Annotated in this window: 26 protein-coding genes; 17 read left to right on the top strand and 9 right to left on the bottom strand. The window is 61.6% G+C overall.

Translation table 11 applies throughout. From position 1 onward, the window contains the following. Positions 1-186: 186 nt before the first annotated feature. From treY to AC0JZ8_RS10475, 5 genes are all read right to left on the bottom strand, one after another. Positions 187-2,724: a malto-oligosyltrehalose synthase gene (gene treY, locus AC0JZ8_RS10495; protein WP_471892450.1), complete on the bottom strand. Its 2,538-nt coding sequence runs from the start codon at positions 2,722-2,724 to the stop codon at positions 187-189. Then, the gene (gene treZ / locus AC0JZ8_RS10490; protein WP_471892449.1) at positions 2,721-4,532 is read right to left on the bottom strand and encodes a malto-oligosyltrehalose trehalohydrolase; all 1,812 of its coding nucleotides are present in this window, start codon (positions 4,530-4,532) and stop codon (positions 2,721-2,723) included. The genes treY and treZ overlap by 4 nt, the downstream gene beginning before the upstream one ends. A 129-nt stretch (positions 4,533-4,661) precedes the next feature. Continuing rightward, positions 4,662-5,348, bottom strand: a complete 687-nt coding sequence (locus AC0JZ8_RS10485; RefSeq protein ID WP_192087097.1) for a metallophosphoesterase family protein — start codon at positions 5,346-5,348, stop codon at positions 4,662-4,664. Between the two features lie 74 nt (positions 5,349-5,422). Beyond that, positions 5,423-6,226, bottom strand: coding sequence for a nucleotidyltransferase family protein (locus AC0JZ8_RS10480; protein ID WP_062457812.1), 804 nt, complete (start codon positions 6,224-6,226; stop codon positions 5,423-5,425). Positions 6,227-6,388: 162 nt separating this feature from the next. After that, a complete protein-coding gene (locus AC0JZ8_RS10475) occupies positions 6,389-6,625 on the bottom strand; it encodes a hypothetical protein (protein ID WP_162238003.1) in 237 nt (78 codons plus the stop codon). Between the two features lie 134 nt (positions 6,626-6,759). Here AC0JZ8_RS10475 and AC0JZ8_RS10470 point away from each other — a divergent pair, with 134 nt between their 5' ends. Together AC0JZ8_RS10470 and AC0JZ8_RS10465 are read left to right on the top strand one after the other, a co-directional pair. Then, positions 6,760-6,942: a DUF3008 family protein gene (locus tag AC0JZ8_RS10470; RefSeq protein ID WP_471892448.1), complete on the top strand. Its 183-nt coding sequence runs from the start codon at positions 6,760-6,762 to the stop codon at positions 6,940-6,942. 81 nt (positions 6,943-7,023) lie between these two features. Then, the gene (locus tag AC0JZ8_RS10465; RefSeq protein ID WP_471893353.1) at positions 7,024-8,385 is read left to right on the top strand and encodes an amidase; all 1,362 of its coding nucleotides are present in this window, start codon (positions 7,024-7,026) and stop codon (positions 8,383-8,385) included. Between the two features lie 24 nt (positions 8,386-8,409). On the opposite strand, the gene AC0JZ8_RS10460 is transcribed toward AC0JZ8_RS10465, so the two are convergent. Further along, positions 8,410-9,423, bottom strand: coding sequence for a zinc-binding alcohol dehydrogenase family protein (locus AC0JZ8_RS10460; RefSeq protein WP_471892447.1), 1,014 nt, complete (start codon positions 9,421-9,423; stop codon positions 8,410-8,412). A gap of 106 nt (positions 9,424-9,529) precedes the next feature. Here AC0JZ8_RS10460 and AC0JZ8_RS10455 point away from each other — a divergent pair, with 106 nt between their 5' ends. From AC0JZ8_RS10455 to AC0JZ8_RS10420, 8 genes are all read left to right on the top strand, one after another. After that, entirely contained in the window at positions 9,530-9,919 is a 390-nt protein-coding gene (locus AC0JZ8_RS10455; RefSeq protein WP_062455119.1) for a winged helix-turn-helix transcriptional regulator, read from the top strand. Between the two features lie 113 nt (positions 9,920-10,032). Then, complete coding sequence (locus AC0JZ8_RS10450; protein WP_471892446.1) at positions 10,033-10,740, top strand: hypothetical protein; 708 nt, start codon at positions 10,033-10,035, stop codon at positions 10,738-10,740. Between the two features lie 132 nt (positions 10,741-10,872). Then, a complete protein-coding gene (locus tag AC0JZ8_RS10445) occupies positions 10,873-11,634 on the top strand; it encodes a glycosyltransferase family 2 protein (protein WP_471892445.1) in 762 nt (253 codons plus the stop codon). Beyond that, positions 11,631-12,287, top strand: a complete 657-nt coding sequence (locus AC0JZ8_RS10440) for a PI-PLC domain-containing protein (protein WP_192077474.1) — start codon at positions 11,631-11,633, stop codon at positions 12,285-12,287. The genes AC0JZ8_RS10445 and AC0JZ8_RS10440 overlap by 4 nt, the downstream gene beginning before the upstream one ends. Before the next feature lie 25 nt (positions 12,288-12,312). Then, entirely contained in the window at positions 12,313-12,972 is a 660-nt protein-coding gene (locus AC0JZ8_RS10435; protein WP_092660049.1) for an HAD family hydrolase, read from the top strand. Further along, on the top strand, positions 12,969-13,676 hold the full coding sequence (locus AC0JZ8_RS10430) for a glycosyltransferase family 2 protein (RefSeq protein WP_092660047.1): 708 nt from the start codon (positions 12,969-12,971) through the stop codon (positions 13,674-13,676). The genes AC0JZ8_RS10435 and AC0JZ8_RS10430 overlap by 4 nt, the downstream gene beginning before the upstream one ends. A 9-nt stretch (positions 13,677-13,685) precedes the next feature. Then, positions 13,686-14,015, top strand: coding sequence for a cupin domain-containing protein (locus AC0JZ8_RS10425; protein ID WP_062582577.1), 330 nt, complete (start codon positions 13,686-13,688; stop codon positions 14,013-14,015). Between the two features lie 206 nt (positions 14,016-14,221). Beyond that, positions 14,222-14,989, top strand: coding sequence for a 2-keto-4-pentenoate hydratase (locus AC0JZ8_RS10420; protein ID WP_113109858.1), 768 nt, complete (start codon positions 14,222-14,224; stop codon positions 14,987-14,989). Between the two features lie 57 nt (positions 14,990-15,046). Here the strand turns inward: AC0JZ8_RS10420 and AC0JZ8_RS10415 are convergent, their stop codons facing one another. The 3 genes from AC0JZ8_RS10415 to AC0JZ8_RS10405 form a co-directional block, all read right to left on the bottom strand. Beyond that, positions 15,047-15,673, bottom strand: a complete 627-nt coding sequence (locus tag AC0JZ8_RS10415) for a nuclear transport factor 2 family protein (protein WP_209901633.1) — start codon at positions 15,671-15,673, stop codon at positions 15,047-15,049. Between the two features lie 111 nt (positions 15,674-15,784). After that, positions 15,785-16,612, bottom strand: coding sequence for a bifunctional 5,10-methylenetetrahydrofolate dehydrogenase/5,10-methenyltetrahydrofolate cyclohydrolase (locus tag AC0JZ8_RS10410; RefSeq protein WP_471892444.1), 828 nt, complete (start codon positions 16,610-16,612; stop codon positions 15,785-15,787). A gap of 9 nt (positions 16,613-16,621) precedes the next feature. Further along, the gene (locus AC0JZ8_RS10405; protein ID WP_192077478.1) at positions 16,622-17,386 is read right to left on the bottom strand and encodes an IclR family transcriptional regulator domain-containing protein; all 765 of its coding nucleotides are present in this window, start codon (positions 17,384-17,386) and stop codon (positions 16,622-16,624) included. Positions 17,387-17,517: 131 nt separating this feature from the next. Between AC0JZ8_RS10405 and AC0JZ8_RS10400 the strand changes: the two genes are divergently transcribed. From AC0JZ8_RS10400 to AC0JZ8_RS10370, 7 genes are read left to right on the top strand one after another with little or no spacing between them, the layout of a single operon-like run. Next, positions 17,518-18,318 (top strand): creatininase family protein, encoded by an 801-nt coding sequence (locus AC0JZ8_RS10400; protein WP_471892443.1) that lies wholly within the window; start codon positions 17,518-17,520, stop codon positions 18,316-18,318. After that, a complete protein-coding gene (locus AC0JZ8_RS10395; protein ID WP_471892442.1) occupies positions 18,315-19,610 on the top strand; it encodes a cytosine deaminase in 1,296 nt (431 codons plus the stop codon). Before AC0JZ8_RS10400 ends, AC0JZ8_RS10395 begins: the two co-directional genes overlap by 4 nt. Continuing rightward, positions 19,607-20,998, top strand: a complete 1,392-nt coding sequence (locus AC0JZ8_RS10390; RefSeq protein WP_471892441.1) for an FAD-binding oxidoreductase — start codon at positions 19,607-19,609, stop codon at positions 20,996-20,998. Before AC0JZ8_RS10395 ends, AC0JZ8_RS10390 begins: the two co-directional genes overlap by 4 nt. 16 nt (positions 20,999-21,014) lie before the next feature. Continuing rightward, complete coding sequence (locus AC0JZ8_RS10385; protein ID WP_062582563.1) at positions 21,015-21,596, top strand: NAD(P)H-dependent oxidoreductase; 582 nt, start codon at positions 21,015-21,017, stop codon at positions 21,594-21,596. A gap of 21 nt (positions 21,597-21,617) precedes the next feature. Continuing rightward, complete coding sequence (locus tag AC0JZ8_RS10380) at positions 21,618-22,418, top strand: ABC transporter ATP-binding protein (RefSeq protein WP_471892440.1); 801 nt, start codon at positions 21,618-21,620, stop codon at positions 22,416-22,418. A gap of 5 nt (positions 22,419-22,423) precedes the next feature. Next, a complete protein-coding gene (locus AC0JZ8_RS10375) occupies positions 22,424-23,308 on the top strand; it encodes an ABC transporter permease (protein WP_471892439.1) in 885 nt (294 codons plus the stop codon). A gap of 46 nt (positions 23,309-23,354) precedes the next feature. Beyond that, on the top strand, positions 23,355-24,527 hold the full coding sequence (locus tag AC0JZ8_RS10370) for a hypothetical protein (protein ID WP_471892438.1): 1,173 nt from the start codon (positions 23,355-23,357) through the stop codon (positions 24,525-24,527). Position 24,528 lies beyond the last annotated feature (1 nt).

Here is a 24,528-nt window from a genome sequence, read left to right as displayed (position 1 = left end):
TTCTGAACCTCGTTGGATTCGCTTGATTTGATTGCCCTTTTCCACTGAACTTCAGGTTCAGGTGGAGAAACAAAAAGGCGCCGGTTCTGATCGAACCGGCGCCTTTTTCGTATTCGTGACGTCCCCCCTGGGTGGGTCACTGCCCGCCGTCACTTCGGCGAGCAGTGTGATCAGACGAGGGCTCGCCTATTCGGCAGTCAGCAGTGCAAACGGATGATCGGCAAAGGCGAGGTTGACGGCGATGCTGTCCTTGGCCTCGACATCCTTGCCGGTAGAGAGATCGCGGTAGCGACGGTTGGCGAGCTGTGTAGGCAGCTCCACTTCCGTCTCCGCCCAGCGCTCGCCCCGTGACGGATAGACGTCGCCGTTGAGCGCGCCGAAGACCAGCCGCGGTACGATTACGATCACGGCTTGATCGCCATCGGTGCGGGCGAAGGCCAAGATGTTTTCGGCCCGGTTTCCGGTCGCCTTGAGCGGCACGTAGTCGCCCTTGCGGAACAGGTCCGGCGCGTCGCGACGCTGGCGCAGCAGACGCTGGATCAGGTGCTGTTTCAGCCGTCCGCTCAACCATCCGTCCTCTGTCGAGGAGTCCGGATTGTCGTTCTCCGCAGGGAGGTCCTGCAGCATGGCGAAATCCGGTTCGCGACGGTTGTCGGGGTCGACAAGGCTGAAATCAAGCGCCTCGCTGCCCTGATAGATGTCAGGCACGCCCGGTGCCGTCAGCTTGACGATCGTCTGGGTCAGGCTGTTGACCAGACCGGCCCGGATGAAGGGCTGGAGCGCCGAGGAGAAGTCCGCCAGGAATTCCTGGTTTTTCGGCGACAGCATGTAACGGGCGTAGTCGAGCACAGCTTGTTCGTACGCCTCGTTGCTGTCACCCCAGTTGGTGCGCAGCTTGGCTTCCTTGATCGACTTCTCGACATAGGCAAGGAAACGCTCCTCGAGTGCCTTGAGGCCGCTCTCGTCCTTCGGCTGCAGCATCGTCGGCCAGACGCCTGCGAGCGCCTGATAGAGCATCCATTCGACCGCAGGCTCCGGTGCCGGGCCATCATCCAGCGAGACAACCTTCGTCTCGTTCATCTTGCGCCAGCGGGCAATGCATTCCGACCAGAGTTCCGGCGCCTCGGTCAGCACGTAGAGACGGGCACGGGCATCTTCGCCGCGCTTGGTGTCGTGCGTGGATGTCCCAGACAGCGCATCCGGCTGACGCTGCAGCCTTGTTTCCATGTCGTGGTGGAAACGCTCGATCGAGAAATCGCGCGGCAGCGGTTCGGCGCCGACTTCGTTGAGTGCAAGCGCCATATGCTGACGGAAGAACAGCGTGTCCTCGACGGACTTTGCCATCAGCGGGCCGGTCAGCTGCTGGAAGCGGGTGCGGAAATTCGCTGCATCGTGAGAGGCCTTCTCGGAGACTTCGTTGCCGAGGATGCGGGTGATCAGATCGAGGCCTGCCTGATCCGGCGCGTTCGGGCCCTGTTTGACCTTGTCGACGACGCTCTTCAGCATCTCGTGGCCTTCCGGCGGCAGACCTGTTTCCGTCCCATAGGTCCGGTAGACCGGGAATGCGACCAGCAGTTCGCGCAGTGCAGACCTCGTGGTCTTCTCGTCCACGCTGATGCCATCCGTGTTGGCGATCGCGACGGCGAGCTTCAGAAGCGTCGTGAACTCGCCCTCGAAATTCTTGTCGGCCATCAGCAGCTTGGCGGCGCGCAGTTCGGCCGTCATGTCGACGGGCTTGCCGACGACGTCGTCATAGGCTTTGCGCAGACCGGCGATCTTTGCACCGTCCACAAGAGCGTCGGACAGCGAGGCGATGAACTCGTAACCCGTCGTGCCTGAGATCGGCCAGTCACTCGGGATGTGCTCACCTTCGCCGAGGATCTTTTCAACGGTGATGTAGCAATCGGGACCAGCTTCCTGGCGCAGAAGCTCGATATAGGCCTTTGGATCGGCGAGACCGTCCACGTGGTCCACGCGCAGACCGTCGACGGCGCCGGAGTGAACCAGTTCGAGGATCAGGCGGTGGGTGTCGTCAAATACCTGTTTGTCTTCGACGCGGACGCCGGCAAGGCCGGTGATCTCGAAGAAGCGGCGGTAGGAGAGATCGCGCGGCGCTTCCCGCCACGACATCAGACGGTAGGGCTGGCGCTCGTGCAGCTCTGCAAGCGATGTCTTGTCGGTAAGTTTGATCACCTCGGTTTCGCGGCCCTGATAGGTTTCCGGCGCGAGCGGATAGTAGCTGTCGTAATAGGCGAAAGCCGGCTTGCCGGTCTTCGGGTCGGGCTTCACCGAGATATCGCCATTGGAAAGTGCGGTCTCGAACGAGTCGCCGAGGAAAGGCAGCGTCAGCGGGCGCGACCAGTTGATGTCGAAATGCTTTGCGAACCGGCTGTTCTGGCCATTTTCGATAACATCGCGCCACCACGTGTTTTCAAGCGAAGCGGCCATGTGGTTGGGAACGATATCGAGGATCAGGCCAAGACCTGCGTCCTTCAACGTTTTCACCATGCGATCGAAGCCTTCGCGACCGCCGATCGATGGCTCGATCTCGTTGGCGTCGGTCAGGTCGTAGCCATGAGTTGACTCCGACGTGGCCGTGAAGATCGGCGACGCGTAGAGGTGGCTGATCCCGAGGCGCTTCATGTAAGGCACGAGCTCGCTCGCGCGATCGAAGGTCATGCCGTTGCGGAACTGGATACGGTAGGTAGCTGTCGGGATGGTCACTTGATGTCTCCGGCGGGCGCGAGGCGGACGATGATAGAGTTCTGGGGCAGATCCGGCGTTTCGGACGGCCAGGCAAAGAGCGTCTCACCCGGCAGATCGGGAAGCGGCTGCGCCTTTTCGCCGATGTTGAGCGCGATCGACAACGTTCCTTTCGGGAAAGTCCAGCTAACGGCCAGGAAGCCCTCGCCGGTCTTCAGAACCTTGCCTGAGTTGCCGGTGGCCGTTGCAAGCATCGGCACGATGTGCTGCTGGCGAAGGGAAAGCAGTTCCTTCGTCAGCGCAAGCCACTCCTTGCCATCGCGGCTATCGTGCTTCTTCCAGTCGAGCTTGGAGGCGTCGAAGGTCGTCTTGGCATTCGGATCGGGGACGACATCGCCCTCGTGGCCGGCATGGCCCTGGAATTCCTTCGCACGGCCCTCGCGCACGGCCTTGGCAAGGTCGCCGTGGAAATCGGTGAAGAACAGGAACGGGTTCGTCTCACCATATTCCTCGCCCATGAACAGAAGCGGGATATGCGGCGAGAACAGAAGCGAGGCGAGCAGAACCTTGGTGCGATCGGCACCGGCAAGCTCGATCAGACGTTCGCCCTCGGCGCGGTTGCCGACCTGGTCGTGGTTCTGGATGAAATCCACAAAAGCGACGGGCGGCTGGCCTGCGCTTTTCACGCCGCGCTTTTCGCCGGCATGCGGCGAGACTTCGCCCTGATAGGCAAACCCTTCGGCCAGAACCCGGGCGACGAGCTTTTCCGGCTGCTTGGCGAAATCCTCGTAATAGGCGTGCGTTTCGCCGGTCGCGAAAACATGGACGGCATTGTGAAAGTCGTCGTTCCACTCCGCGGTAAACAGAGGTGCGTTGCCGTCTTCGTCGCGCGGATGCAGGTCGATGATGTTGCGGGCGTCCTCGGTCGTCAGGTGGATCGGCCGGTCGGTAATCTCGGCGCGGATGCGCTCGGCGATCTCGTTCAACACGTGGCTGTCGGAAATATCCTCGATCTGGTCGATCGCATCGAAGCGAAGGCCGTCGAAATTGTATTCATGCAGCCAGTAGAGCGCGGCCTCAACGATGTAGCGGCGGGTCGCATCGACGTCATAGGCGATGGCCGCACCCCACGGTGTCTGACGCTCCTTGTGGAAGAAGTCGGGCGCCAGAAGCGGCAGATAATTGCCCTCGGGGCCGAAATGATTGAGCACGAGGTCAAGCACAATGGAGATGCCATGCGCGTGAGCGGCATCTACGAAGGCTTTGACATCATCTGGTGAGCCATAAGCGGCATGCGGCGCATAAAGAAGAACGCCGTCGTAACCCCAGCCACGGTTGCCGCCGAACTGCGCAATCGGCAGGATCTCGACCATGGTGATGCCGAGTTCGGCGAGATAGGGCAGCTTCTCGATCGCGGCGCGGAACGTGCCGTCAGGGGTGAAGGTGCCGACATGCATCTCGTAAACGACGGTTTCTTCCCAGGGGCGCCCAGTCCACTCCGTTGTCTGCCAGTCGTAGCTGGTCGGATCGATGACAAGCGAAGCGCCATTGACCTCGGACTTCTGGGCACGGGATGCGGGATCGGCGACAACGGTACCATTGGCCAGCACGTAGTTGTATTCCGCGCCTGGTTCGACGCCGGTTGCCAGGACCTCGAACCATCCGTCGTCGCTGCGGCTCATCTCGGCATCCTTGCCGTTGAGACGGAGCACGACCGTTTCCTGGCCCGGAGCCCAGAGACGGAACCTTACCTCGCCAGCAGCGACATATTCCGCTCCCCAGGTTTTCGGAAAGCTTCGGAGTTCGGCGACGGCATTGACGTCCGACATGGGGTCCCTTTCATCAGGTTGAGAGCGACCGGCAAACGAGTGAAAGGCGTGACAGTTCCATCATGGAACAGGCAAACCTTTCACGATCAGTGATTTTCGCAGGCTGATGTTTTTCAGCCTGGAAAGCGCTCAGAGATCGAGCAGCGCATAAGGCCGACCTGTCGGCTTTTCGATATGCGAAGCAACGTTATAGACCGGCGCGCCCCCTGGCGTCCTGCCTTCGTAGCGGCCGCGGTGGGCATGGCCGTGGACAACGGCCTTGACCGGGAAGCGGTCGATCGTTTCGGCCAGACGCGACGAGCCGAGGAAGGGGAAGATTTCCTCCGGTTCGCCTTCCACCGTCTCGCGGATCGGAGCGTAGTGGAGCACGACCATGGCGCGTTCGGAGCGAACCTGACGCAGCGCGTTTTCGAGCCGCATCGTTTCCTCGACGCTTTCGGCCACCATCGCCTTGATCGCCGGCTCGCCGAAGGAACCCAGCATGTGACGCCCGAAGCCACCGGCAAAACCCTTGGCTCCGGCGAAACCGACGCCGTTGATTTCGACTGCCTGACCTTCGAGAAGGTGGACGCCGGCGTCCTTCAGTATGTGGGTGACTTCCTCGACGCAGCCACATTCATAATCGTGGTTGCCGAGTACGGCGACCATCGGGATCGAGCATGAGCGCAGATCGGCGGCCAGCAGTTCGGCTTCCTTGACCTTGCCGAGGTCGGTCAGGTCGCCGGTCAGGACCAGAATGTCCGCCTCCAGCGAGATCTCGGCAAACAGGTCCTTGTAGGATTCCGAGCCGTGTTCCTTGACGTGGAGATCGCCCATGGCAGCGATGCGCTGCAGGCCCGCAGGCTTCTTGCGATCGCTCTTCTGTTTTTCGGCAGCCTTGTCAGACTTGCTCATACCGGGCCTCCTTCCAAAGTTTTTTCATCGACGCCCGCGCGCAGTTCTCCTTCGCCACCGACGTCGGCGAAACCCCATTCCTTGACATCGATCTCGAAATCGATGCGGCTGAACATGCGGCCACGGCAGACCTTCATCTGCGGCAGGGGCAGTTCGCGCTGCGCCTTCAGGCGGTCGAGAAGCTCGTCGAGCAGCCAATCAGGAACCTTGTCGCGCTCGGTCGGGTAGATCCAGCGGAAGTTGAGAAGGTGGATCAGCAGCACTTCCCAATGCACTTCCATATGGTTGAGCAGCCGCTCCCAGTCGATCTGGTCATGGGCGCGCAGGATCGTGTGGACGATGTCGCCGCCGTCGTAGCGGTGACGAAGCTGGACGAAGCATTTCGACCAGATCAGCTCCGTCGGGGCGATAATACGGACCTTGTGGCCGTTCATCTCGATCTGTCTGGCATTCTCGAACCAGCTGTCGCTGATCGGCATCGTGCCGTTGGAGGCTGCAAAGATCACATCGAAGAAGTGCTTGCCCTTCTTCACCTTGCCCAGCCAGCGGTCGTCTTCGACCTCGATCTCATATCCCTTCTGCTTGAAATGCGAGAGGATCCGGGCGTAGTCGCCGGCCTTGCAGAAGATATCGAGATCCTTGGTCTGACGGGTAATGCCGGTATAGGCGCTGAGCGCGAACGTGCCGGCCAGAAGAAACGGGATGTGGCAATCGACCAGATCCTCCAGCGCTACGGCAACGAAGGCCTCCGCATCGGCATCGGCCAGAAACGGCGCCGCCTTGACCTCGAGATCGGGCATTGCCTGGAGCGGATGGGGCGGCGTTTCTCGCGCCGCCGTCGGTGCGGGGGCGAGCCCATGGCGCTTTTCTACATCGGCATTCATCGGTTTTCTCCGAATGTCAGTGGGTAGCGGGAACAGCGCGTTTTCCCGCTGTTTCCCGCCTGAGCGTCAGGCTCAGCCTCACGGCTTTTCCTGGTTGTCCGCATTGGCCATCGGGCTTGGGCGTCCGTCCGGCTGGTCGCCGTCTTCGCGCTGGTCGATGTCTTCAAGATCGGTCTTGACCATGAAACGGTCGATTTCGCCGCGACGCGCAGCTTCGCGCACGGCTGCCGGGTTGGTCGTTTCCATCTGCTCGCTCAATTCGTCACGAACCGGTTCGCGCGCCTTGTCGTCTTCGTGCTTTTCGTTTTCCATCATGGTCTCCTTTGACGTCGTCAGGCCAGCAATGTGGCGAGCCGGTGGGGAAACCGCCGAGACGCTGCAGAGGTTCCGTGCTGTCGGGAACCGGGACACGGTTTGCCAAGTTTTGAACGGAAACGAAGGAGGACGACATGCCGGCAAAATCAAGTGCGCAGCAAAAGGCAGCAGGCGCCGCGCTTTCCGCAAAGCGCGGCGAGACCAAGAAATCGGAACTGAAGGGTGCTTCCAAAAGCATGGAGAAGTCGATGAGCGAAAAGCAGCTCGAAGAACTGGCCTCCACGAAACGCAAGGGAAAGCCGGAACACGCTTCCTGAAGCTGGAGCGGCAATGTCTTCTCCTTTTGCACGAATCCGTTACACCTCTGATCCCAGGTGAACGGATAAAGGATGAGCGCTGTGACCAAGTCTTACGGATCGATGTCGATTGCCGAGCTTTCGACGCTTTTGCAGCTTGGCAAAGTTGATGCGGTTGAAGTGACCGAATCGGTCCTGTCGGCGATTGAATCCTATTCCGACAAGGCCGTGTTCGTGACGCTTCTGCGGGACCGTGCGCTTTCCGAAGCACAGGCTGCGTCAAAGCGCCTGCGCGAAAACCGCTCGCTCGGCATTCTTGATGGTATCCCGATCGCCTGGAAGGACTTATTCGACATCGAAGGCCTTTCGACCACGGCAGGCTCGAGCGTGATGGCCAAAGATCCGGCGGCGACCAAGGATGCAGCGGTCGTCGATCTCCTGAAACAGGCCGGCATGGTCGCGATCGGCCGCACCAACATGAGCGAATTCGCATTTTCGGGCATCGGCATCAATCCGACCTACGGCACGCCGGAAAATCCGCGCTCGACAGACATGCCCCGCGTGCCGGGCGGATCCTCGTCAGGTGCTGGCGTGGCCGTTGCAGCGGGCCTCGTGCCGGTTGCCATGGGAACCGACACGGGTGGCTCGGTCCGCATCCCGGCTGCCTTCAACGGCGTCGTCGGCTACAAGGCGACCCGTGGCCGATATGCCATGGACGGCGTCTTCCCGCTGGCGAGAAGCCTCGATTCGCTCGGACCGCTTTGCAATACCGTACAGGACGCCGTGTGGATCGACGCGGCAATGCGGGGTCTCGGAACGCCGCTGACGCCGCGAAAGCCCGCGCAGACGCTCGATATCGTCATCCCCACCAATGGCGTGTTCGACGGCGCCGAGCCGGGTGTGGTCGAGGCGTTCGAGGCAGCGATCGAGAGGCTGGCAGCAGGCGGTGCCCGCATCACCCGCCTCGCCTTCCCGTCCTTCGACGAACTGCCGCAACTGATGGCGAAATACGGACCGATGGTGACGGCGGAAGCCTTTGCGCTCCATCGAGAACGACTGGCGAGTGCGGATGCTGGCGGAATGGACCCGCGCGTCGTTGCCCGCACCAGGCTTGGCGAAAAGACCACGACCGCCGACTATCTCGCAATCATCGATGCTCGCGCCCGGATGACGGCAGAGACCGAGGCCCTGATCGCCGGTCGCCTCGTCGCCTTCCCCTCCGTCGCCCATGTGGCACCAGCCATTGCGCCATTGAAGGCCGACGACGAGGCGTTTTTCGCGGCCAACGGCAGGACGCTCCGCAATACCGGCTACGGCAATTTCCTCGACTGGTGCGGCGTGTCGATCCCCTGCGGAACCGGCGAAGCCGGCATGCCGGTCGGATTCCTCCTGTCGGCGGTTGCTCACGACGACGAGAAGCTTCTGACCGCTGCCATGGGCCTGGAAGAGGTGATCCGGGGCTGACCCCGGATCATTGTTTCGCAGGCCTCAGAACCCTTCGAGCACGATCTTGCCGCGGGCTTTGCCGCTTTCCAGCGTGGCATGCGCCTTCTTCAGGTTTTCCGCATTGATCGGGCTCATCACGTCGGTGACGGTGGTGCGGATCCGGCCGGCATCGATCAGTGCGGCGACTTCGTTCAGAAGCTCTCCCTGCTCGTCCATGTCGGCCGTTTCATAGATCGACCGGGTGAACATCAGCTCCCAATGCACGGAAAGAGCCTTGCGCTTGAAACCGGTGATATCGAAGGTTTCCGGATCGTCGATCAGCCCGAACCGACCCTGCGGCGCGATCAGTTCGATGATCTCCTTCGTATGACGTGGCGTTTCGGTCGTCGAGAAAACGAAACCGGGCGCGCCGATCCCGAGCGCCTTCACCTGTTCGGCGATCGGCTTGGAATGATCGATCACGTGATGGGCGCCCAGTTCCTTGACCCAGGCCTGGGTTTCCGGCCGTGACGCCGTCGCAATCACGGTGAGGTCGGTCAGCGCCCGGACAAGCTGGATGGCGATCGATCCGACACCGCCGGCACCACCGATGATGACGATCGCATTGGCTGCACCCGCAACCGGCTTTTCGATATCGAGCCGGTCGAACAGCATTTCCCAGGCGGTAATCGCCGTCAGCGGCAGGGCGGCCGCCTGAGCATTCGAGATCGACTTCGGCTTGTGGCCGACGATCCGCTCATCGACCAGATGAAACTCGCTGTTGGCGCCCTGCCGGATCAGCGAACCCGAATAGAACACTTCGTCGCCCGGCTTGAAGGCGGACACGTCATCGCCGACTTCGACCACCTCGCCCGCCACATCCCAGCCCAGCACTTTCCACTGGCCGTCTTCAGCCGAGACGTTCTTGCGGATCTTGTAATCGACCGGATTGACCGAAATCGCTTTCACCGCAACGAGAATATCCCGCCCCGTCGCCTTCGGCCGGTCCAGTTCGACATTTTCAAGCGCGTCGTCCCGATCGAGCGACCCGGCAGTTCTGTAGGCTATGGCTTTCATGGCGTTCTCCTTTGCGGGCAGAATTGATGTAAGCCTCATATGGCGCTATGATCATCCAAAGCCAATACGCACAAAAACAGCCTATAGTGTCAAAAAGGATACCGTGATGGCCAAGGCCCACCATACCAGGTTCGACTGCAGCCCCGGCTGCTCGGTCGAAGCGGCGATCGGCCTGATCGACGGCAAGTGGAAGTCCGTCATCCTGTTCCATCTTCTGGACGGCACGCTGCGCTTCAACGAGATCCGCCGGCAGATCCCGGCCGTGACCCAGCGCATGCTGACCAACCAGCTACGCGAGCTGGAGGCGGACGGGTTGATCACTCGCAAGGTCTATGCGCAGGTGCCGCCCAAGGTGGAATACAGCCTCTCGCCGCTCGGCCTCACCATCAAACCGATCCTGACCGCGTTAAAGGCCTGGGGCGACGAGAATATCGGGCTCTACGGCAAGCCGAAACAGACCGCGACCGATGTGCAGGCGGCGTCGATTCCGGCCTGAAAGAGGGCCTGACCTGCTCCGCACCAGCTACGGGGACTATCGCAGAGAGACAGGATCGGCGGGGGCAAGACGTTGATCAGCGACTGCGATAATCGTTTCCATAGGGGGCAACGTTGAGACTTTCCGTACTGATCCGGGGCAACAATTACATCGAGAAGGACCGTTTCGGCCTGCCGATGGATGCGCGCAAGAACATCGACTCGATCATCGAGAACATTGTCGCGCCGGTGCGTGAAAGCAATCCCGATGCGAAAATCTACCTCGCCACCTATGACAGCCCGGCCCTGGCCGAGCTTCAGGATAAGCTTGGACCGTGCGAGCTGATCAAGCTGGATGCGCAGGGCAGCTCGCAGATCGAGACCTACAAGGAAGGCCTCAAGCACGTCTTCGCCCAAGACGAATACGATGCGCTCGCCGTGATCCGCTTCGACCTGCAGTTCAGGAAGAAGATCTCGGACTGGAAGGTCGATATCAGCCGCGACAGCATCTACTTTCCCTTCAAGGAATATAAATCCTACTGGCGTGACCACTGGCGCGTCGGCGACGCCGTGCATGTGATCGGCAAGAGCGCGATTTCGCATTTCTACAATGCCATGATCATGAACCAGCTTTCGGGCCGCGCTCACCTGCATCTGATGTACTATTTCCTGCGCACCATGCACGCAAATCTGCGCTTCATCGAAGACGGCTACTTCGATTCCAACACGCTGTTTGCCAATCCGGAATGCGACAACCCGCTCTACAAGATCTTCAACCGGCCGCGACTGACCACGCCGTCGCCGTCGATGGGCATGCAGCTCGGCGAAATCCAGGCCGAATAGGCGTTTCGACCTTGCCCGCGGTCGGGCGCGGACGCTGGAAATTGACCCGTTTGACAGCTTGGCACCAGCTTCAAGCCTTAAGGTTTCAGGCACTAGATCAACTGCAAACTTTTATTTTGGATACCGCCGCAGATGCTCAATATCGTCGTGCCGATGGCAGGTCATGGAAGCCGCTTTGCAAAAGCCGGCTATACGCTTCCAAAACCGCTCCTGCCTGTGCATGACGTCGCGATGATCCGTCTGGTGATCGAGAACCTCAAGCCGAAGGCCGAGCACCACTTCATCTTCATCTGCCAGGCATCGCATGTCCGGGACTACGGTCTCGACGCGCATCTGCGCCAGTGGGCGCTGGGTTGCGATATCTATCTGGTCGAAACCGTAACCGAGGGTGCCGCCTGCACCGTACTTCTGGCCCGCGACGCCATCGACAACGGCAACCCGATGATGATCGCCAACTGCGATCAGTATGTCGATGTCGACATCAACGCCTACCTTGCCGCCGCAGACGGTCTCGATGGCCTGATCATGACGATGTCGGCGGACGATCCGAAGTGGAGCTTTGTCTCCTTCGGCGACAACGGCTTTATCGACAACGTCGTCGAAAAACAGGTGATCTCCAACCATGCCACCGTCGGCATCTACAATTTCGGCAAGGGATCGGATTTCGTCGCCCATGCCGACCGGATGATCGAGCGCGACTTCCGCGTCAACGGTGAGTTCTACGTGGCTCCCGTCTACAATTTCATGATCGAGGACGGCATGAAGATCGGCGCCTACTCGATCGGCTCCGTCGACAAGGGCATGCACGGCCTCGGCGTTCCCGAAGATCTTGAGAGCTTCCGCAATCTGCCGCTGTCTCTGAGAGTGACTCAGTCCATCAAGGAACCGGCATGATCCAGATCCTCAGTCATCGGGGATACTGGAAATTCCCCGAAGAAAAGAACACGGTCGAGGCCTTCGTCCGGTCGTTCTCGCTCGGCTACGGCACCGAGACCGATGTGCGCGACTGCCTCGTTGGCGGCAAGCCGCGGCTGGTCATCTCGCACGACATTCCAAACGGCACCGAAATCTCCTTCGCTTATCTTCTGAGCCTCGCCAGACAGCACGGGTCTCCGACGCTGGCACTCAATATCAAGGCCGACGGGCTGCATGATATGCTGGCCGAGGTACTGACCGCCGAAGGCTACGACAACTATTTCCTGTTCGACAGCTCGGTTCCGGACCTGATCCAGGGCGTGAAGCGCGGCATGACCTCGTTTACCCGACTGAGCGAATACGAGCGCGTCCCTTCGCTTTACAGCGAACCCGGCATCACCGGCGTCTGGCTGGACAACTTTCTGCCCGGCCGCTGGTACGAAGCGCCGCTGGTCGAAAAACTGCTGGATGACGGCAAGCTGGTCGCGCTGGTCGCGCCCGACCTGCATCGCCGGCAAGACGAATACGAACCTTTCCTGCACTGGCTGGTCTCGTCCGGCCTGCGCGATCGCGAAGGGCTGATGATCTGCACCGATTTTCCCGAGAAAGCCAAGGAACTGCTGCGCGTATAGCGCAAAGTCTGGCGCACGAGGTTTGATGACGATGATTAAGGCTGTAATTTTCGACATGGATGGCGTGCTGATCGATGCCCGCGAATGGCATTACGAAGCGCTCAACCGCGCGCTGGAACTGTTCGGCTTTACCATTCCGCTGCACGAGCACCTGACCACGTTCGACGGCCTGCCGACCCGCACCAAGCTGCAGATGCTGACCTCCACCCGCGGCCTTCCGGAATCCCTGCACGGCTTCGTCAACGAGATGAAGCAGCGCTATACGACCGAGCTGATCCACACAAAATGCAAGCCGGTATTTCGCCAGCAATATGCGCTCGCGCGCCTGCGTGGCGAAGGCTACCGTCTCGGCGTCGCCTCGAACTCCATCCGCAGCACCGTCAACCTGATGATGGCGAAGGCCGGCCTTGAGGACTACCTGGAATTCCAGCTCAGCAACGAAGACGTGAGCGTCGGCAAACCCAGCCCGGAAATCTACCTGAAGGCCATCGGCATCCTTGGCCTTGCGCCTGAAGAATGCCTGATCGTCGAGGACAACGACCACGGAATTCGGGCAGCGCGCGCTTCCGGTGCCCATGTCATGGTTGTCAACGACGTGTCCGAGGTGAACTACCAGTCGATCTGCAAGTCTATCGACAAGCTGCAGGCATCGTTCGAGCTTCCGGCATTGCAGGTGGTCGCATGAACATCCTGATCCTCATGGCGGGCGAGCCCCGCATCCTTTCCGCAGACAGCTTCCCGACCCCGCTGGTCGAGGTGGACGGCATGCCGCTGGTGCAGCGCCTGCTAGAACAATGCGCGCGGATCACCGGCCACCGGGTGATCATCGCGATGCAGGAAAAGGAACTGCGCCGCTATCATCTCGACGACGTCGTCCGGCTGATCGATCCGACCGCCGAGATCGTTGCCGTCAAGGACAAGACCCAGGGTGCTGCCTGCACCGCGCTGCTGGCCGCCGGCAGCATCGACAACGACACACCGCTTCTGATCCTCAACGGCGACGAATTCCTGACCGTTCCGATGGAAACCATCATCGCCGATTTCAGCCGGCGCGAGCTCGATGGCGGCACCGTCACCTTCCGGTCGGTACACCCGCGCTATTCGTTCGTCCGTCTCGACGAGCGCCAGATGGTGGTCGAGGCGGCCGAAAAGCACCCGATCAGCGACAACGCGACGGCGGGCTTTTACTACTTCCGCAAAGGGTCCGATTTCGTCAAGGCAGCCAAGGCGGCGATCCGCAAGGATGCCCGGCACAACGACATGTTCTATGTCTGCCCGGTCTATAACGAGCTCGTTCTCGAGGACAAGAAGATCGGCGTCTACCCGATCGACGCGAAAGACTATCATCCGATCAAATCGGACCGCCAGCTGAGCGAACTGTCGATCTGAGAGGTTAAGATGAGCGAACCGTCCTATAATCTCGACAACATGATCGGCGGCTGGTTCGTCGGCGATTTCGATCCGAGCGTCGTCAAGACCGACGCGTTCGAAGTGGGCGTCAAGAGCTACAAGGCGGGCGATCGCGATGCCCGGCACTACCACAAGATCGCCCGGGAAATCACGCTCGTCGTCTCCGGCCGTGTCCGCATGCTGGACAGGGAATGGGGCGAAGGCAGCCTGATCGTCATTGAGCCCGGCACGGTCAACGCGTTCGAAGCGCTGACGGACGCTACGCTGACAGTGGTGAAGATACCGAGCGCCAAGAACGACAAGTATCTCGTCGACTGACCAAGAATCCTGTCCTCTCAACGAACGATATCAGCAGGTTAAGTCGGCCTGCTGAACAGATCCATGCGCGTCGGGCCGGGATATTGCCCGCAAAACCTTGACGGACGGCTCTGCGTTCGCGACGATCTCCACCCCGCTGAACCACAGCGAAACGTTGGCACGAGCCCCACAAAGCTCAGCCGCAAATCATTCGATCGGAGACATTCATGGCCGAACTCTCAACCCAGGCGTTTAATCCAGAAACGCTGGCCGAGAGCCTGATCACGCTGCGCAAGGAAGGCCGCAAGGCGCCGTCCGCAAGCTTTGCCCTGCCCCAGGATCTGAGCGCCGGCATGGCGGCACAGAACGCCGTGGCACAGAGGATCGGCGCCAGCGCGAAGATGATCAAGGTCGCGATGTCGACGGACAAGCAGCCGGTGATCGCGCCGCTGTTCCCTTACGTGGAAACGACCAGCGAAGCGAAGCTTCCCTATTCCCCCGGCACACGGTTCGAAGTCGAGATCGCCGTCAAGCTCGGTGCGGATCTGCCGGTGAGATCCGAAGCCTATACAAGGGCGGAAGTGCTGGACGCCGTGGCGGATGCCTATCTCGGCTCGGAACTGCTTGTCACCGCAGTCGAGGAAGGTGGCAGCGTCTCCTTCCCTCTCTACCTCGCCGACCGCATCGGCAATGGCGGCTATGCGCTCGGCCCGAAGGTCCCGAAGACGCTGATCGACACGGTCGGCGGGCTTGCGCTGAAGGTCACCCACGACAGCAGCCCGGTCTATAACGGTCCGGCACGCCATCCGGTCGGCGACGTGCTCGCCTGGCTGGTCGCCTATGCCAATGACGCCGCCCGTCCGGCCACATCACTCACGTCAGGCATGGCGGTCACGACAGGAGCGCTCTCGGGCGCGATGCCGCTGCCAGGCGCCGGACGCGTCGTCGTGGAACTCGAAGGCGGTTACCAGATGAGCGTCTTGCTCTCGGCATAACCTGAAATCTGCAGCACGCGACCCCAAAGCTCGCGTGCTGCCTTCATGACTTGAGGATCACGGGCAGGTGTTGACCGGTGCTGCCTTGACGATCGGGAAGCAGCCTTTCCACTGTTCGGTGCGCGCCGGCCATGGCGTCAGCGTCTTCGGGCTTTCCTCGAGCTGAAGTACGCCGAGGGCCTGCAGATCCTTCACCCGGCCGTCGAGATATTCCTTGATCACCGAAATCTTGCCGTCCTTGACATGCGCGATCCAGACATCATTGACGACCTGACGGCTGCCGCGCTGGAACGTGCGGAACTGCAGCTCGACCGCGATGCGGCCGGTCGTCGTATCGATGAAGAACGCGTCCTCCGGAAGGTAGATGCTCGTATCCTTGGCCGCCTTGCAGAACGTGTCGAGGTCGGCGAGCATCTTGTCACGGCCGGTGATGCTGCTGGTCGGATAGGAGAAGGCCACGTCCTCGGTGACCGCGTTCGTCATAAGGTCGCGGTTGCAGGATGCCCAGGCGGATGCGAGGTCGAAGACCAGGTTCTCCATGGCGGCACGCGCGGGATCGGTGGACGGCGTTCCCGCAAAAGTGACGCCGGGACGGATATCCGCAGCCTGTGCTGTCCCAACGGAGGCGACGACGAGAGCGGCGGAAAGCGTTTTGAGCACGAAGCTGCGCAGATGGAAGGTCATTGTGAGTTCCCCGTCGTTGTTCGTTTATCGAACTTGTGTTCGGATATAAGTAGAAAAGCGCAAATTCTGGTGCAGCGCAATATACTCGTGACGACATCAGCCTGATTTCCGTCAGGACACTCCGAGTGCCGCATCCGCGACATTCCGCATCAGGCAGGCCGTGGTGACCGGTCCGATACCATCGGGCACATGCGTCACCGTTACGTTGCGACCGGCAACCGAGTCGAGATCGACATCGCCGACGAGCCCGACCGGGCCGCGATTGATCGAGACATCAAGCACGATCGCGCCATCTTGCAAATGCTCGGAACCGATCAACCCGGCAACACCCGCCGCGGTGACGACGATATCGGCGCGGCGCGTATGAGCCGCCAGATCCCGTGTCGCCGCATGCGCAATCGTGACGGTCGCCTCCGCGTCGAGCAGCAGGTTGCCGAGCGGTCGACCGACGATCCGCGATGCCGTAACCAGCACGATCTCGCGTCCCCTGAGCGAACCGGCCAGCGCCTGCGCCATCAGAAGACACGCCTTCGCCGTCGCCGGCGGGCGGGTCATGGCACCGAGCGCCAGATCACCGGCGTTGAGGGGGTGCAACCCGTCCACGTCCTTGTCCGGCCCAATCAGAAGCGCAGCCGTGCGCGCATCCATGCCCGCCGGCAACGGATAGAGCGTCGCGACTGCGTCGATCTCGGCCAGCGCTGCCAGTTCTTCCAGTCGCGCCGTGAGGCTCTCGACGTCCGACGGATAGGCTTCGAGCTGCAGATCTATGCCGACCTCCTGCGCGCTGACCTGCTGACGACGGGCATAAGCGGCCATGCCGGGATTGCTGTCATCGAGCAGCACGACGCAGCGAACCGTCCGACCACTTGCCGAAATGCGCCGCCGTGTTTCGGCATTGATCCCGGCTGCAATTTCGAACCCGGTGACGATCTCAAGCATGTGACTTCCCTAGAGTGTGGAGCCGATCTGCCCGGCGCAGACCTTGAGCCGTGAAGCCATTTCGGAAAGCGCCGCCTCGTCATACTGTCCATGCTCGAAGATGATCGACACGGCACCGACGACCTCGCCGATGCCGGGGTGAAACACGGGGGCCGCCAGCGATGCGACGCCGCTCACATATTCGCTATCGGTCAGCGCATAGCCGCGCTCGCGGATCTGTTTCAGCGCGTCCTCCAGGCGATCCCGGTGGGTCTCGGTCTGGTCGGTATGGGCAGAGTAGGCGGCACTGTCGAGGATCGCATCCAGCCGGACGGTATCGAGGAATGCGAGGATCGCCCGCCCCGAAGCTGTCGGCAGCAACGGCACCCGCGTGCCTGTCGTGACCCGGTTGAGCGTGAATTTCGACGGTAGGAAAGCATGGGCGACATAAACGGCATCCGTCTCGTCCAGCATCGCATAAGACACGGACTCGCCGACCTCCTGCGCCGCATTGCGCAGCACCGGCTGGATGATCTGCGGAATGCCCCGGCCCTCGATAAAACCCTGGCTCAGCCGCAGCACATGGGGGGTCAGCTCATAGCGGCCGCGATCGCAGGCGAGATAGCCAAGCTGCTCCAGCGTCCGCACCAACCGCCGTGCAACGGCGCGGTTGAGCTGGACCTTGTCGGCAATCTCGCTGATCGTGATGGCGCGATCCTTCGCATCGAAAGCAAGCAGGACCGCAAGCCCCTTGGCGAAGGTCAGCGAGACTTCCTTGTCGTTTTCGTCCAGCACCGGCGCTCCTTCCAGATCAGAGCTTCAGCCCCGATCTGCCTATCTTTTCCGCATCGCAACATTTTTCACCTTGACGAACCGGTGGCATGAGTTACGATTTAGCGAACAATTGCTCGATAAGCGAACAGACCATGTCGTTTCAGTTTTGGCAAGACCTCAGGACCACCGATTTCGCAGCCATCGACAAAGGTCGCGCTGTCGCAGTCCTGCCTGTCGGCGCGACGGAACAACACGGCCCGCACCTGCCGCTGGCGACCGACAGCATCCTTGCCGAACGCATGGCGATCGAGGCGGCTCAGCGTGTCGAGAATGCAGCCGTCTACATACTTCCGACCATAGCCTACGCGAAATCCGACGAGCACCTGTCCTTTCCCGGAACGCTGACGCTCGATGCCGCGACGCTTCTGGCAACCCTCACCCAGATTGGTCACGGCGTTGCCCGCGCCGGCTTCCGCAAGCTGGTGTTTCTGAATGCCCATGGCGGCAACGTTCCGGTTCTCCAAATCGCCGCGAGAAGCCTGCGGCTGGAAACGGAGCTGTTCGTGGTGTCGGCAGGATGGATCTCGATGGGCTTTCCGCCGGGCCTCGTCTCGGCGCTCGAACAGCGCGACGGCATCCATGGCGGACTGGTCGAAACCGCGGCCATGCGGCATTTCCGGCCCGATCTTGTCGATATGAACGAAGCCCGCAATTTCGTGCCGGCCTCGGCGGCCGTCGCTGACAACAACGAGGTGCTTCGCCTGCTCGGCCCGATCAGCGCCGGCTGGGTCGCGGAGGATCTGCACCCGGCAGGAGTCGCCGGCGATGCCGCGTCCGCAACGCCGGAGATCGGCGCCGCCATCGTTGCCCATGCGGCAACCCGCTACGCCAAACTTCTGGACGAAGTCGCTGCCCATCCGGGCATGGCAGCTACCTGGACCCAATCGCTATGAGCGCCGTTATGCCACCGTTCGGCGACGCGCCGATCACCATCCGCAACCTTCGCGCACCAGCGCCGCTGGTCGATGGACTGCCGCACCACGCATCAGACAGCAAAAGCGGCCTCGTCACCTTCGACGTGACGATCCGCGACGGTCGTTTCCATGCGCCAACCTCAAGCGAGCGCGAGTGGGATGCGCAGGGCCGACTCGCTTTGCCCGGCTTCATCGACATGCACGTCCATCTCGACAAGGCTTTCACTTCCGAGCGAACCGGCTTTTCCGACAACGGCCTTGCCGGCGCCGTCGAACTGGCGATGGCCGACGCGCCCAACCGGACCGTCGAGGATATCGCGGAGCGCATGGACCGCGCGCTCAACAAGGCCGAACAGCATGGCACGGTCGCGCTGCGCACCCATCTCGATACGTTCGAGGAACCCGAAAACAGCCCCGCCTGGATCGCCTTTGGCGAAATCCAGTCCGCCTGGAAGCATCGGCTGACCCTGCAGGCGGTCGCCCTGATGGCGTTGTTTCGGGTGGAGCAGGACGATTTCGATCGTCGCTGCGCCCAGATCGCCAAGCGCGGCGGCGTGCTTGGCGCCTTTATCGGACCGGGCAGCGCCACGCCGGAGCGGATCGAGCGGCTGTTTCTTGCAGCCGAAAGACATGGACTGGACCTCGATCTTCACGTGGACGAAACGACGGACGCGTCCGCTGACGGCCTTTCGCTCGTCGTCGAGACGGCCCTGCGGCACCGGTTTGCCGGGCGTATCGTCGCCGGACATTGCTGCGCGCTTGCTCTGAAAGACGAAACCGAATCGCAGGCCCTGATATCCGGCATTGCCGAAGCCGGAATCCATGTCGTGGCGCTGCCGCTCACCAACGGCTTCCTGCAGGACCGCAAGGCCGGCCGCACGCCGCGGCTTCGCGGCCTTGCCCCGGTCACGGAACTGCGCGCCGCCGGCGTCAACGTCGCCTTCGCCTCGGACAATGTGCAGGACGCATTCTACCCCTACGGCGATTTCGACATGCTGGATGTGATGCGCCAGGCGCAATTCCTCGGCCAGCTCGAAAGCGATCCCGCCGGCTGGGCCACCGCCTGCCATTCTGGACCGGCGGCCGCCGTGGGTCTCGAGAACGCCGGCATGATCCGCGCCGGCGGACCGGCGGATGCCATCATTTTCGAAGCGACCGGCTGGACCGACCTCTTCTCCCGCACGAACACCGCCCGCACTGTTTTGCGCAACGGCAAACCCTTGGGCATCGAGACTGCCGAAGCGGCAGGTATCGAACGGAGGCGCGCGTGAGTGCAGAGCTGGAAGCCTGCCGGGCAGCCCTCGCCCGGTTCGACATCGACGACAATCCGCGCACGGTGCAGCAGAAAAGCCGGGATTTCTACTGGTACAGCCCGGTCCTGAAGGATCTTTTGCAAGACGTCTGCGGCGATCTGGTGGTTGCTCCCCGCAGCGAAGCCGAGGTGATCGAGATCCTTTCGATCTGCCACCGCTGCAACGTGCCGGTTACCGTGAGAGGCGCCGGCACCGGCAACTACGGCCAGTCCATGCCGCTACAGGGCGGCGTCGTCCTCCATATGAAACACATGAACGGGGTCGTTCGCATCGGCAACGATCATCTCGTTGCCCAAGCCGGCGCCGTCATGGCGGATCTTGAACAGGCGGCGCGTGAAAAGGGCCTGGAAATCCGCCTGTTTCCGTCCACCACGGCAACTGCGACGCTCGGCGGTTTCATCGCCGGCGGATCGAGCGGTGTCGGCGCCATCCGCTGGGGCGGCCTGCGCAATCCCGCCAATATCCGCCGCCTGCGTCTCGTGACGATGGAGGCAGAGCCCCGCGTCATCGACCTTGTCGGCGACGACATTGCCAAGGCGGCACACGCCTACGGCGTCAACGGCGTCATCACCGAGATCGAGATCCCGGTCGACCCGGCCGGAGACTGGGTCGACGTGCTGATCGGCGCACCCGATTTTGCCTCCGCGAACCGTCTTGCCTTTCGTCTCGGTGAGGATGACGCGATCAGCCTGCGTATGCTCTCTACCTTCGAAAGCGCCATTCCCGATCGGTATTTCACCCGGCACGCGCCTTTTTTGCAATCCGGCGAGGCCCTGATTGCGGTCATGGTTGCAAGGCAGGATCTCGATACGCTAGTGACCGCAGTCGACGATACCGCCGGCGCCGTCATCCGCTTCCGCGCCGACCGGGATGGTGCCGGCATGCGCCTGCCGCCAGCCTATGAGCTCGCCTGGAACCACACGACGCTTCGGGCGATCAAGATCGATCCGTCGATCACCTACCTGCAGATGATGCTGCCGCAGGACGATCTCTATGGCGCGATCGACCGCATCGCCGAGACATTCGGCGACGAGCTGATCCTGCATTTCGAATTCACCCGGTTTTCCGGCAAGGTCGCCGCCGTCGCCATGCCGCTGCTGCGATACGAGAGCGCCGAGCGGCTCGAAGAGGTGGTCGAGATCCTGGAAACACGGCTGGGCGTCACGGTGTTCAACCCGCACCGGGTAACGCTCGAAGAAGGCGGCATGAAACGCACAGATCCGGCCCAGCTCGAATTCAAGCGCCAGACGGATCCCAAGGGCCTGCTCAACCCCGGCAAGATGATCGCCTGGACGCATCCTGACTGGGTCCCCGCTCCAGGCCGCATCTTCCTTTTCAACCGATAACGAGAATTATGGACCGATGAAGGTACATGTCATTTACGCCCACCCGCTGAAGGAAAGCCTCGCCTCGCGCCTGCACGATACGGTCGTTGCGAGCCTCCTTGAGGCCGGGCATACGGTGGACGACCTGGATCTTTACGCGGAAGGGTTCGATCCGGTTCTGTCGGCGGAGGATCGGCGCGACTATCATGACCTTTCCATCAATCGCAGCCGCGTCGCGCCCTATGTCGACCGGCTGATGTCCTGCGATGCACTGGTTCTTTGCCATCCCGTGTGGAATTTCGGCTGGCCGGCGATCCTCAAGGGCTATTTCGACCGGGTGTTTCTGCCCGACGTGTCGTTCAAGCTGCAGGACGGGCAGCTTTCGCCGGGCCTCACCAATATCCGCAAGCTCGCGACCGTCACCACCTACGGCTCGAAACGCTGGCGTGCGATGGTTCTCGGCGATCCACCACGCCGCAACGCCACCCGCTTCCTGCGCGTCGTCTGCAATCCGCGGGTCAAGGTGAAATATCACGCGCTCTACGATATCAACAACGTCACCAATGAGCGCACGGAGGCCTTCATCGAGCAGGTCCGCACGTCCATGCTGCGGTTTTGAGATGAGAAAAGGGGATTTGTCATGACGGGATCGCCGACAGTCAACGCCGCCGATATTGGTGCACGTCCCCACCCGCCCCTGCCCGGCGGCAATGCCGTGGTGTTCGAAAAGGTCTCGATGACGTTCCCGGATGGAACGGAGGCGCTGTCCGATGTCAACCTTGCCATCGGCCATGGCGAGTTCGTGTCGATCGTCGGCCCGTCCGGCTGCGGAAAATCGACGCTGCTGCGGATCGCGAGCGGCCTGTCGAGCCACAGTTCCGGCGATGTCTGGGTCGATCGGCAGCAGCTCGGCTACACGTTCCAGGATGCGACCCTGCTGCCATGGCGGCGCGTGCAGGGGAATGTCGAACTGCTGATGGAGCTGCGCGGTTACCCCGCCGCGAAGCGCCGCGAAATCGCGAAGAAAAAGATCGAGCTCGTCGGCCTTTCCGGCTTCGAGGCCCATTATCCGCGAAGGCTTTCGGGGGGAATGCGGATGCGCGCCTCGCTGGCACGGTCGCTCGCGCTCAATCCCAACGTCTTCATGTTCGACGAACCGTTCGGCGCGCTCGACGAAATCACCCGCGAACGGTTAAACGACGAGGTGATCGACCTTCATTGCCGCGAAGGTTTCACCGGCATTTTCGTCACCCACTCCATTCCCGAGGCCGTCTACATGTCGAGCAAGGTCGTGGTGATGTCGCGCCGTCCGGGCCGGATCATCGATACGTTCGACATCGGCCTTCCCTTCCCGCGCCAGCCGGACCTGCGTTACGAGCCGGAATTCTCGAAACTGTGCGGAGCGGTATCGCGTGCCCTTCGCCATGCCATAGAGGCCTGAGCGCCATGTCGGATCCTATTGTCGCCGCTTACAAATCGACGCCGCTGAAGGCGCAGGTCGAGCGCTACAGCCCCGTCCCGCTTGCACCGGCACCAAGCGTCGGCCGCCGCCTCGTCTTAAGCTTCGCACCGCCTCTCATCCTCGGCATCCTGATCGTCGCAGCCTACGCCCTGATCCGGGCCGACCTTCCAGCGCATCGCCAGTTCCTGATGCCGAGTGCGGAGGGCCTGTGGAACCAGGCATTCGGCATTGCGAGCTTCCGCACCGAGCTGCTCACGCGGGCCCTGACCACGATCTCGATCGCGATTGCGGGACTTGCAGTCTCGATCCCCGTCGGCATCATGCTCGGCATCGTCATGTTCCGCGTCTATGCGCTGGAAAAGGCCGTCTTCCCCTATCTCGTCGCGCTGCAGTCGATCCCGATCATGGCGATCATCCCGCTGATCCAGAGCGCCCTCGGCTTCGGCTTCTTGCCCAAGGTGCTGATCGTCGCGCTCTTCACCTTCTTCGCCATTCCAACGACGCTGCTGCTCGGCCTCAAAAGCGTCGACCGCAACATTCTCGAACTTTTCAAGCTGCAGAATGCCTCCTGGTGGGTGATGCTGCGCAAGGCCGCGCTGCCGTCTGCCGCGCCGACGCTCTTTGCAGGCCTGCGGATTTCCGGAAGCCTCGCCGTCATCGCCGCGATCGTGTCTGAACTGTTCTTCCTGTCCGGCAAGGGAGGCCTTGGTCAGCTGCTGATGAATGCCAAGATCGATTTCAAATACGAGCAAATGTATGCCGCGCTGATTGTCGCCTCTGCCCTGTCGATCGCCGTCTACCTGTCCTTCAACTGGCTCGGGAACCGTCTGTTTGCGCATTGGCACGAATCGAGCGACAGGCAACGCTGACATCGCTGTTGAACTGACCTAGAAAAAAGCAATCAGGGGAACGAACATGACAAAAAAGCTGACTGCCACACTGACCGCCGCAATGGCGATCGCCACATTCGCAACGGCCTTGTCTACAGCAAACGGTGCGTCTGCCGGCGAGTTCGCCAAGAGCCACTACAAGACGCCGCTCGCCGATGTCTGCCCCAGCCCGTTCATCATCCAGAAGGACTGGCTGGCCCAGGCCGAGCAAGGTCCCCTCTACCAGCTGATCGGCTCGGGCGGAGAGATGACGTCGGGCCAATATACCGGCCCGCTCGGCGCGACCGGCATCGAGCTGACCATCCTTGAGGGCGGCGGCGGGCTTGGCATGGGCGATGGCGAGACCGCCTATTCGGCGCTCTACATGGGCAATTCCAAGGCCGGCGTCACGCCGCATCTCGGCTATCAGGAACTGGACAACGCCTTTATCTTTTCCAAGCGCTTTCCCGTGGTCGGCGTCATGGCGCCGCTCGATATCGCACCAACGGTTCTCCTGTGGGACAAGGCCACCTATCCTGACGGCTTCAAGTCGATTGCCGATCTCAAGACCTTCGCAGAGAGCGGCAAGGGCAAGATCTACGTCTCGACGATCAAGCGCACCTTCGGCCTCTACCTCGTCGAGCAGGGCGTCCCCGCAGACGTGTTCGTCGAGGGCTATCGCGGCGACGGCGAGAATTTCGTCACCAACAACGGCACATGGCTGAACCAGGGCTTTGTCACCAGCGAAGTCTACAAGTTCGAGCACGGCAACAACTGGGGCAAGCCGATCGGCTATCTCAACATGAACGACCTCGGCTATCGCAACTACACCGGCATGCTCTCCGTCGCGACATCGAAAATGGAAGAGCTGGCACCGTGCCTGGCAAAGCTCGTTCCGCTTCTGCAGCAGGCAACCGCCGACTACGCCAGGGATCCGGCGGAGGCAAACAAGGTGATCGTCGACTTCAACGCCGCCGGTCATGCCGCAAGCTGGTGGAAGACGGCGCCCGAGCTGATGGCCTATGCCGCAAAGACGATGGTCGACACCGGCATTATCGGCAACGGCCCCAACGCGACGATCGGCGATTTCGACATGGACCGCGTCGCCGAGATGCTCAAACTGGTGAAGCCGCGCTTCGACGAGCGCGCCGATCCGGATGTGAAGCCGGACCAGGTCGTTACCAACCGCTTCATCGATCCCTCGATCGGCCTGAAATGAG

This window comes from Velazquezella soli, from assembly GCF_977018685.1.
This window is presented reverse-complemented; position numbering and strand designations above follow the sequence as displayed.

Excerpts from the sequence above, each read along its gene's own strand:
- treZ (WP_471892449.1), bottom strand. The coding sequence starts at position 4,532 with ATGTCGGACGTCAATGCCGTCGCCGAACTCCGAAGCTTTCCGAAAACC.
- AC0JZ8_RS10485 (WP_192087097.1), bottom strand. The coding sequence starts at position 5,348 with ATGGGCGATCTCCACGTCAAGGAACACGGCTCGGAATCCTACAAGGAC.
- AC0JZ8_RS10480 (WP_062457812.1), bottom strand. The coding sequence starts at position 6,226 with ATGCCCGATCTCGAGGTCAAGGCGGCGCCGTTTCTGGCCGATGCCGAT.
- AC0JZ8_RS10475 (WP_162238003.1), bottom strand. The coding sequence starts at position 6,625 with ATGATGGAAAACGAAAAGCACGAAGACGACAAGGCGCGCGAACCGGTT.
- AC0JZ8_RS10470 (WP_471892448.1), top strand. The coding sequence starts at position 6,760 with ATGCCGGCAAAATCAAGTGCGCAGCAAAAGGCAGCAGGCGCCGCGCTT.
- AC0JZ8_RS10460 (WP_471892447.1), bottom strand. The coding sequence starts at position 9,423 with ATGAAAGCCATAGCCTACAGAACTGCCGGGTCGCTCGATCGGGACGAC.
- AC0JZ8_RS10455 (WP_062455119.1), top strand. The coding sequence starts at position 9,530 with ATGGCCAAGGCCCACCATACCAGGTTCGACTGCAGCCCCGGCTGCTCG.
- AC0JZ8_RS10445 (WP_471892445.1), top strand. The coding sequence starts at position 10,873 with ATGCTCAATATCGTCGTGCCGATGGCAGGTCATGGAAGCCGCTTTGCA.
- AC0JZ8_RS10440 (WP_192077474.1), top strand. The coding sequence starts at position 11,631 with ATGATCCAGATCCTCAGTCATCGGGGATACTGGAAATTCCCCGAAGAA.
- AC0JZ8_RS10435 (WP_092660049.1), top strand. The coding sequence starts at position 12,313 with ATGACGATGATTAAGGCTGTAATTTTCGACATGGATGGCGTGCTGATC.
- AC0JZ8_RS10430 (WP_092660047.1), top strand. The coding sequence starts at position 12,969 with ATGAACATCCTGATCCTCATGGCGGGCGAGCCCCGCATCCTTTCCGCA.
- AC0JZ8_RS10425 (WP_062582577.1), top strand. The coding sequence starts at position 13,686 with ATGAGCGAACCGTCCTATAATCTCGACAACATGATCGGCGGCTGGTTC.
- AC0JZ8_RS10420 (WP_113109858.1), top strand. The coding sequence starts at position 14,222 with ATGGCCGAACTCTCAACCCAGGCGTTTAATCCAGAAACGCTGGCCGAG.
- AC0JZ8_RS10415 (WP_209901633.1), bottom strand. The coding sequence starts at position 15,673 with ATGACCTTCCATCTGCGCAGCTTCGTGCTCAAAACGCTTTCCGCCGCT.
- AC0JZ8_RS10410 (WP_471892444.1), bottom strand. The coding sequence starts at position 16,612 with ATGCTTGAGATCGTCACCGGGTTCGAAATTGCAGCCGGGATCAATGCC.
- AC0JZ8_RS10400 (WP_471892443.1), top strand. The coding sequence starts at position 17,518 with ATGTCGTTTCAGTTTTGGCAAGACCTCAGGACCACCGATTTCGCAGCC.
- AC0JZ8_RS10395 (WP_471892442.1), top strand. The coding sequence starts at position 18,315 with ATGAGCGCCGTTATGCCACCGTTCGGCGACGCGCCGATCACCATCCGC.
- AC0JZ8_RS10385 (WP_062582563.1), top strand. The coding sequence starts at position 21,015 with ATGAAGGTACATGTCATTTACGCCCACCCGCTGAAGGAAAGCCTCGCC.
- AC0JZ8_RS10380 (WP_471892440.1), top strand. The coding sequence starts at position 21,618 with ATGACGGGATCGCCGACAGTCAACGCCGCCGATATTGGTGCACGTCCC.
- AC0JZ8_RS10375 (WP_471892439.1), top strand. The coding sequence starts at position 22,424 with ATGTCGGATCCTATTGTCGCCGCTTACAAATCGACGCCGCTGAAGGCG.
- AC0JZ8_RS10370 (WP_471892438.1), top strand. The coding sequence starts at position 23,355 with ATGACAAAAAAGCTGACTGCCACACTGACCGCCGCAATGGCGATCGCC.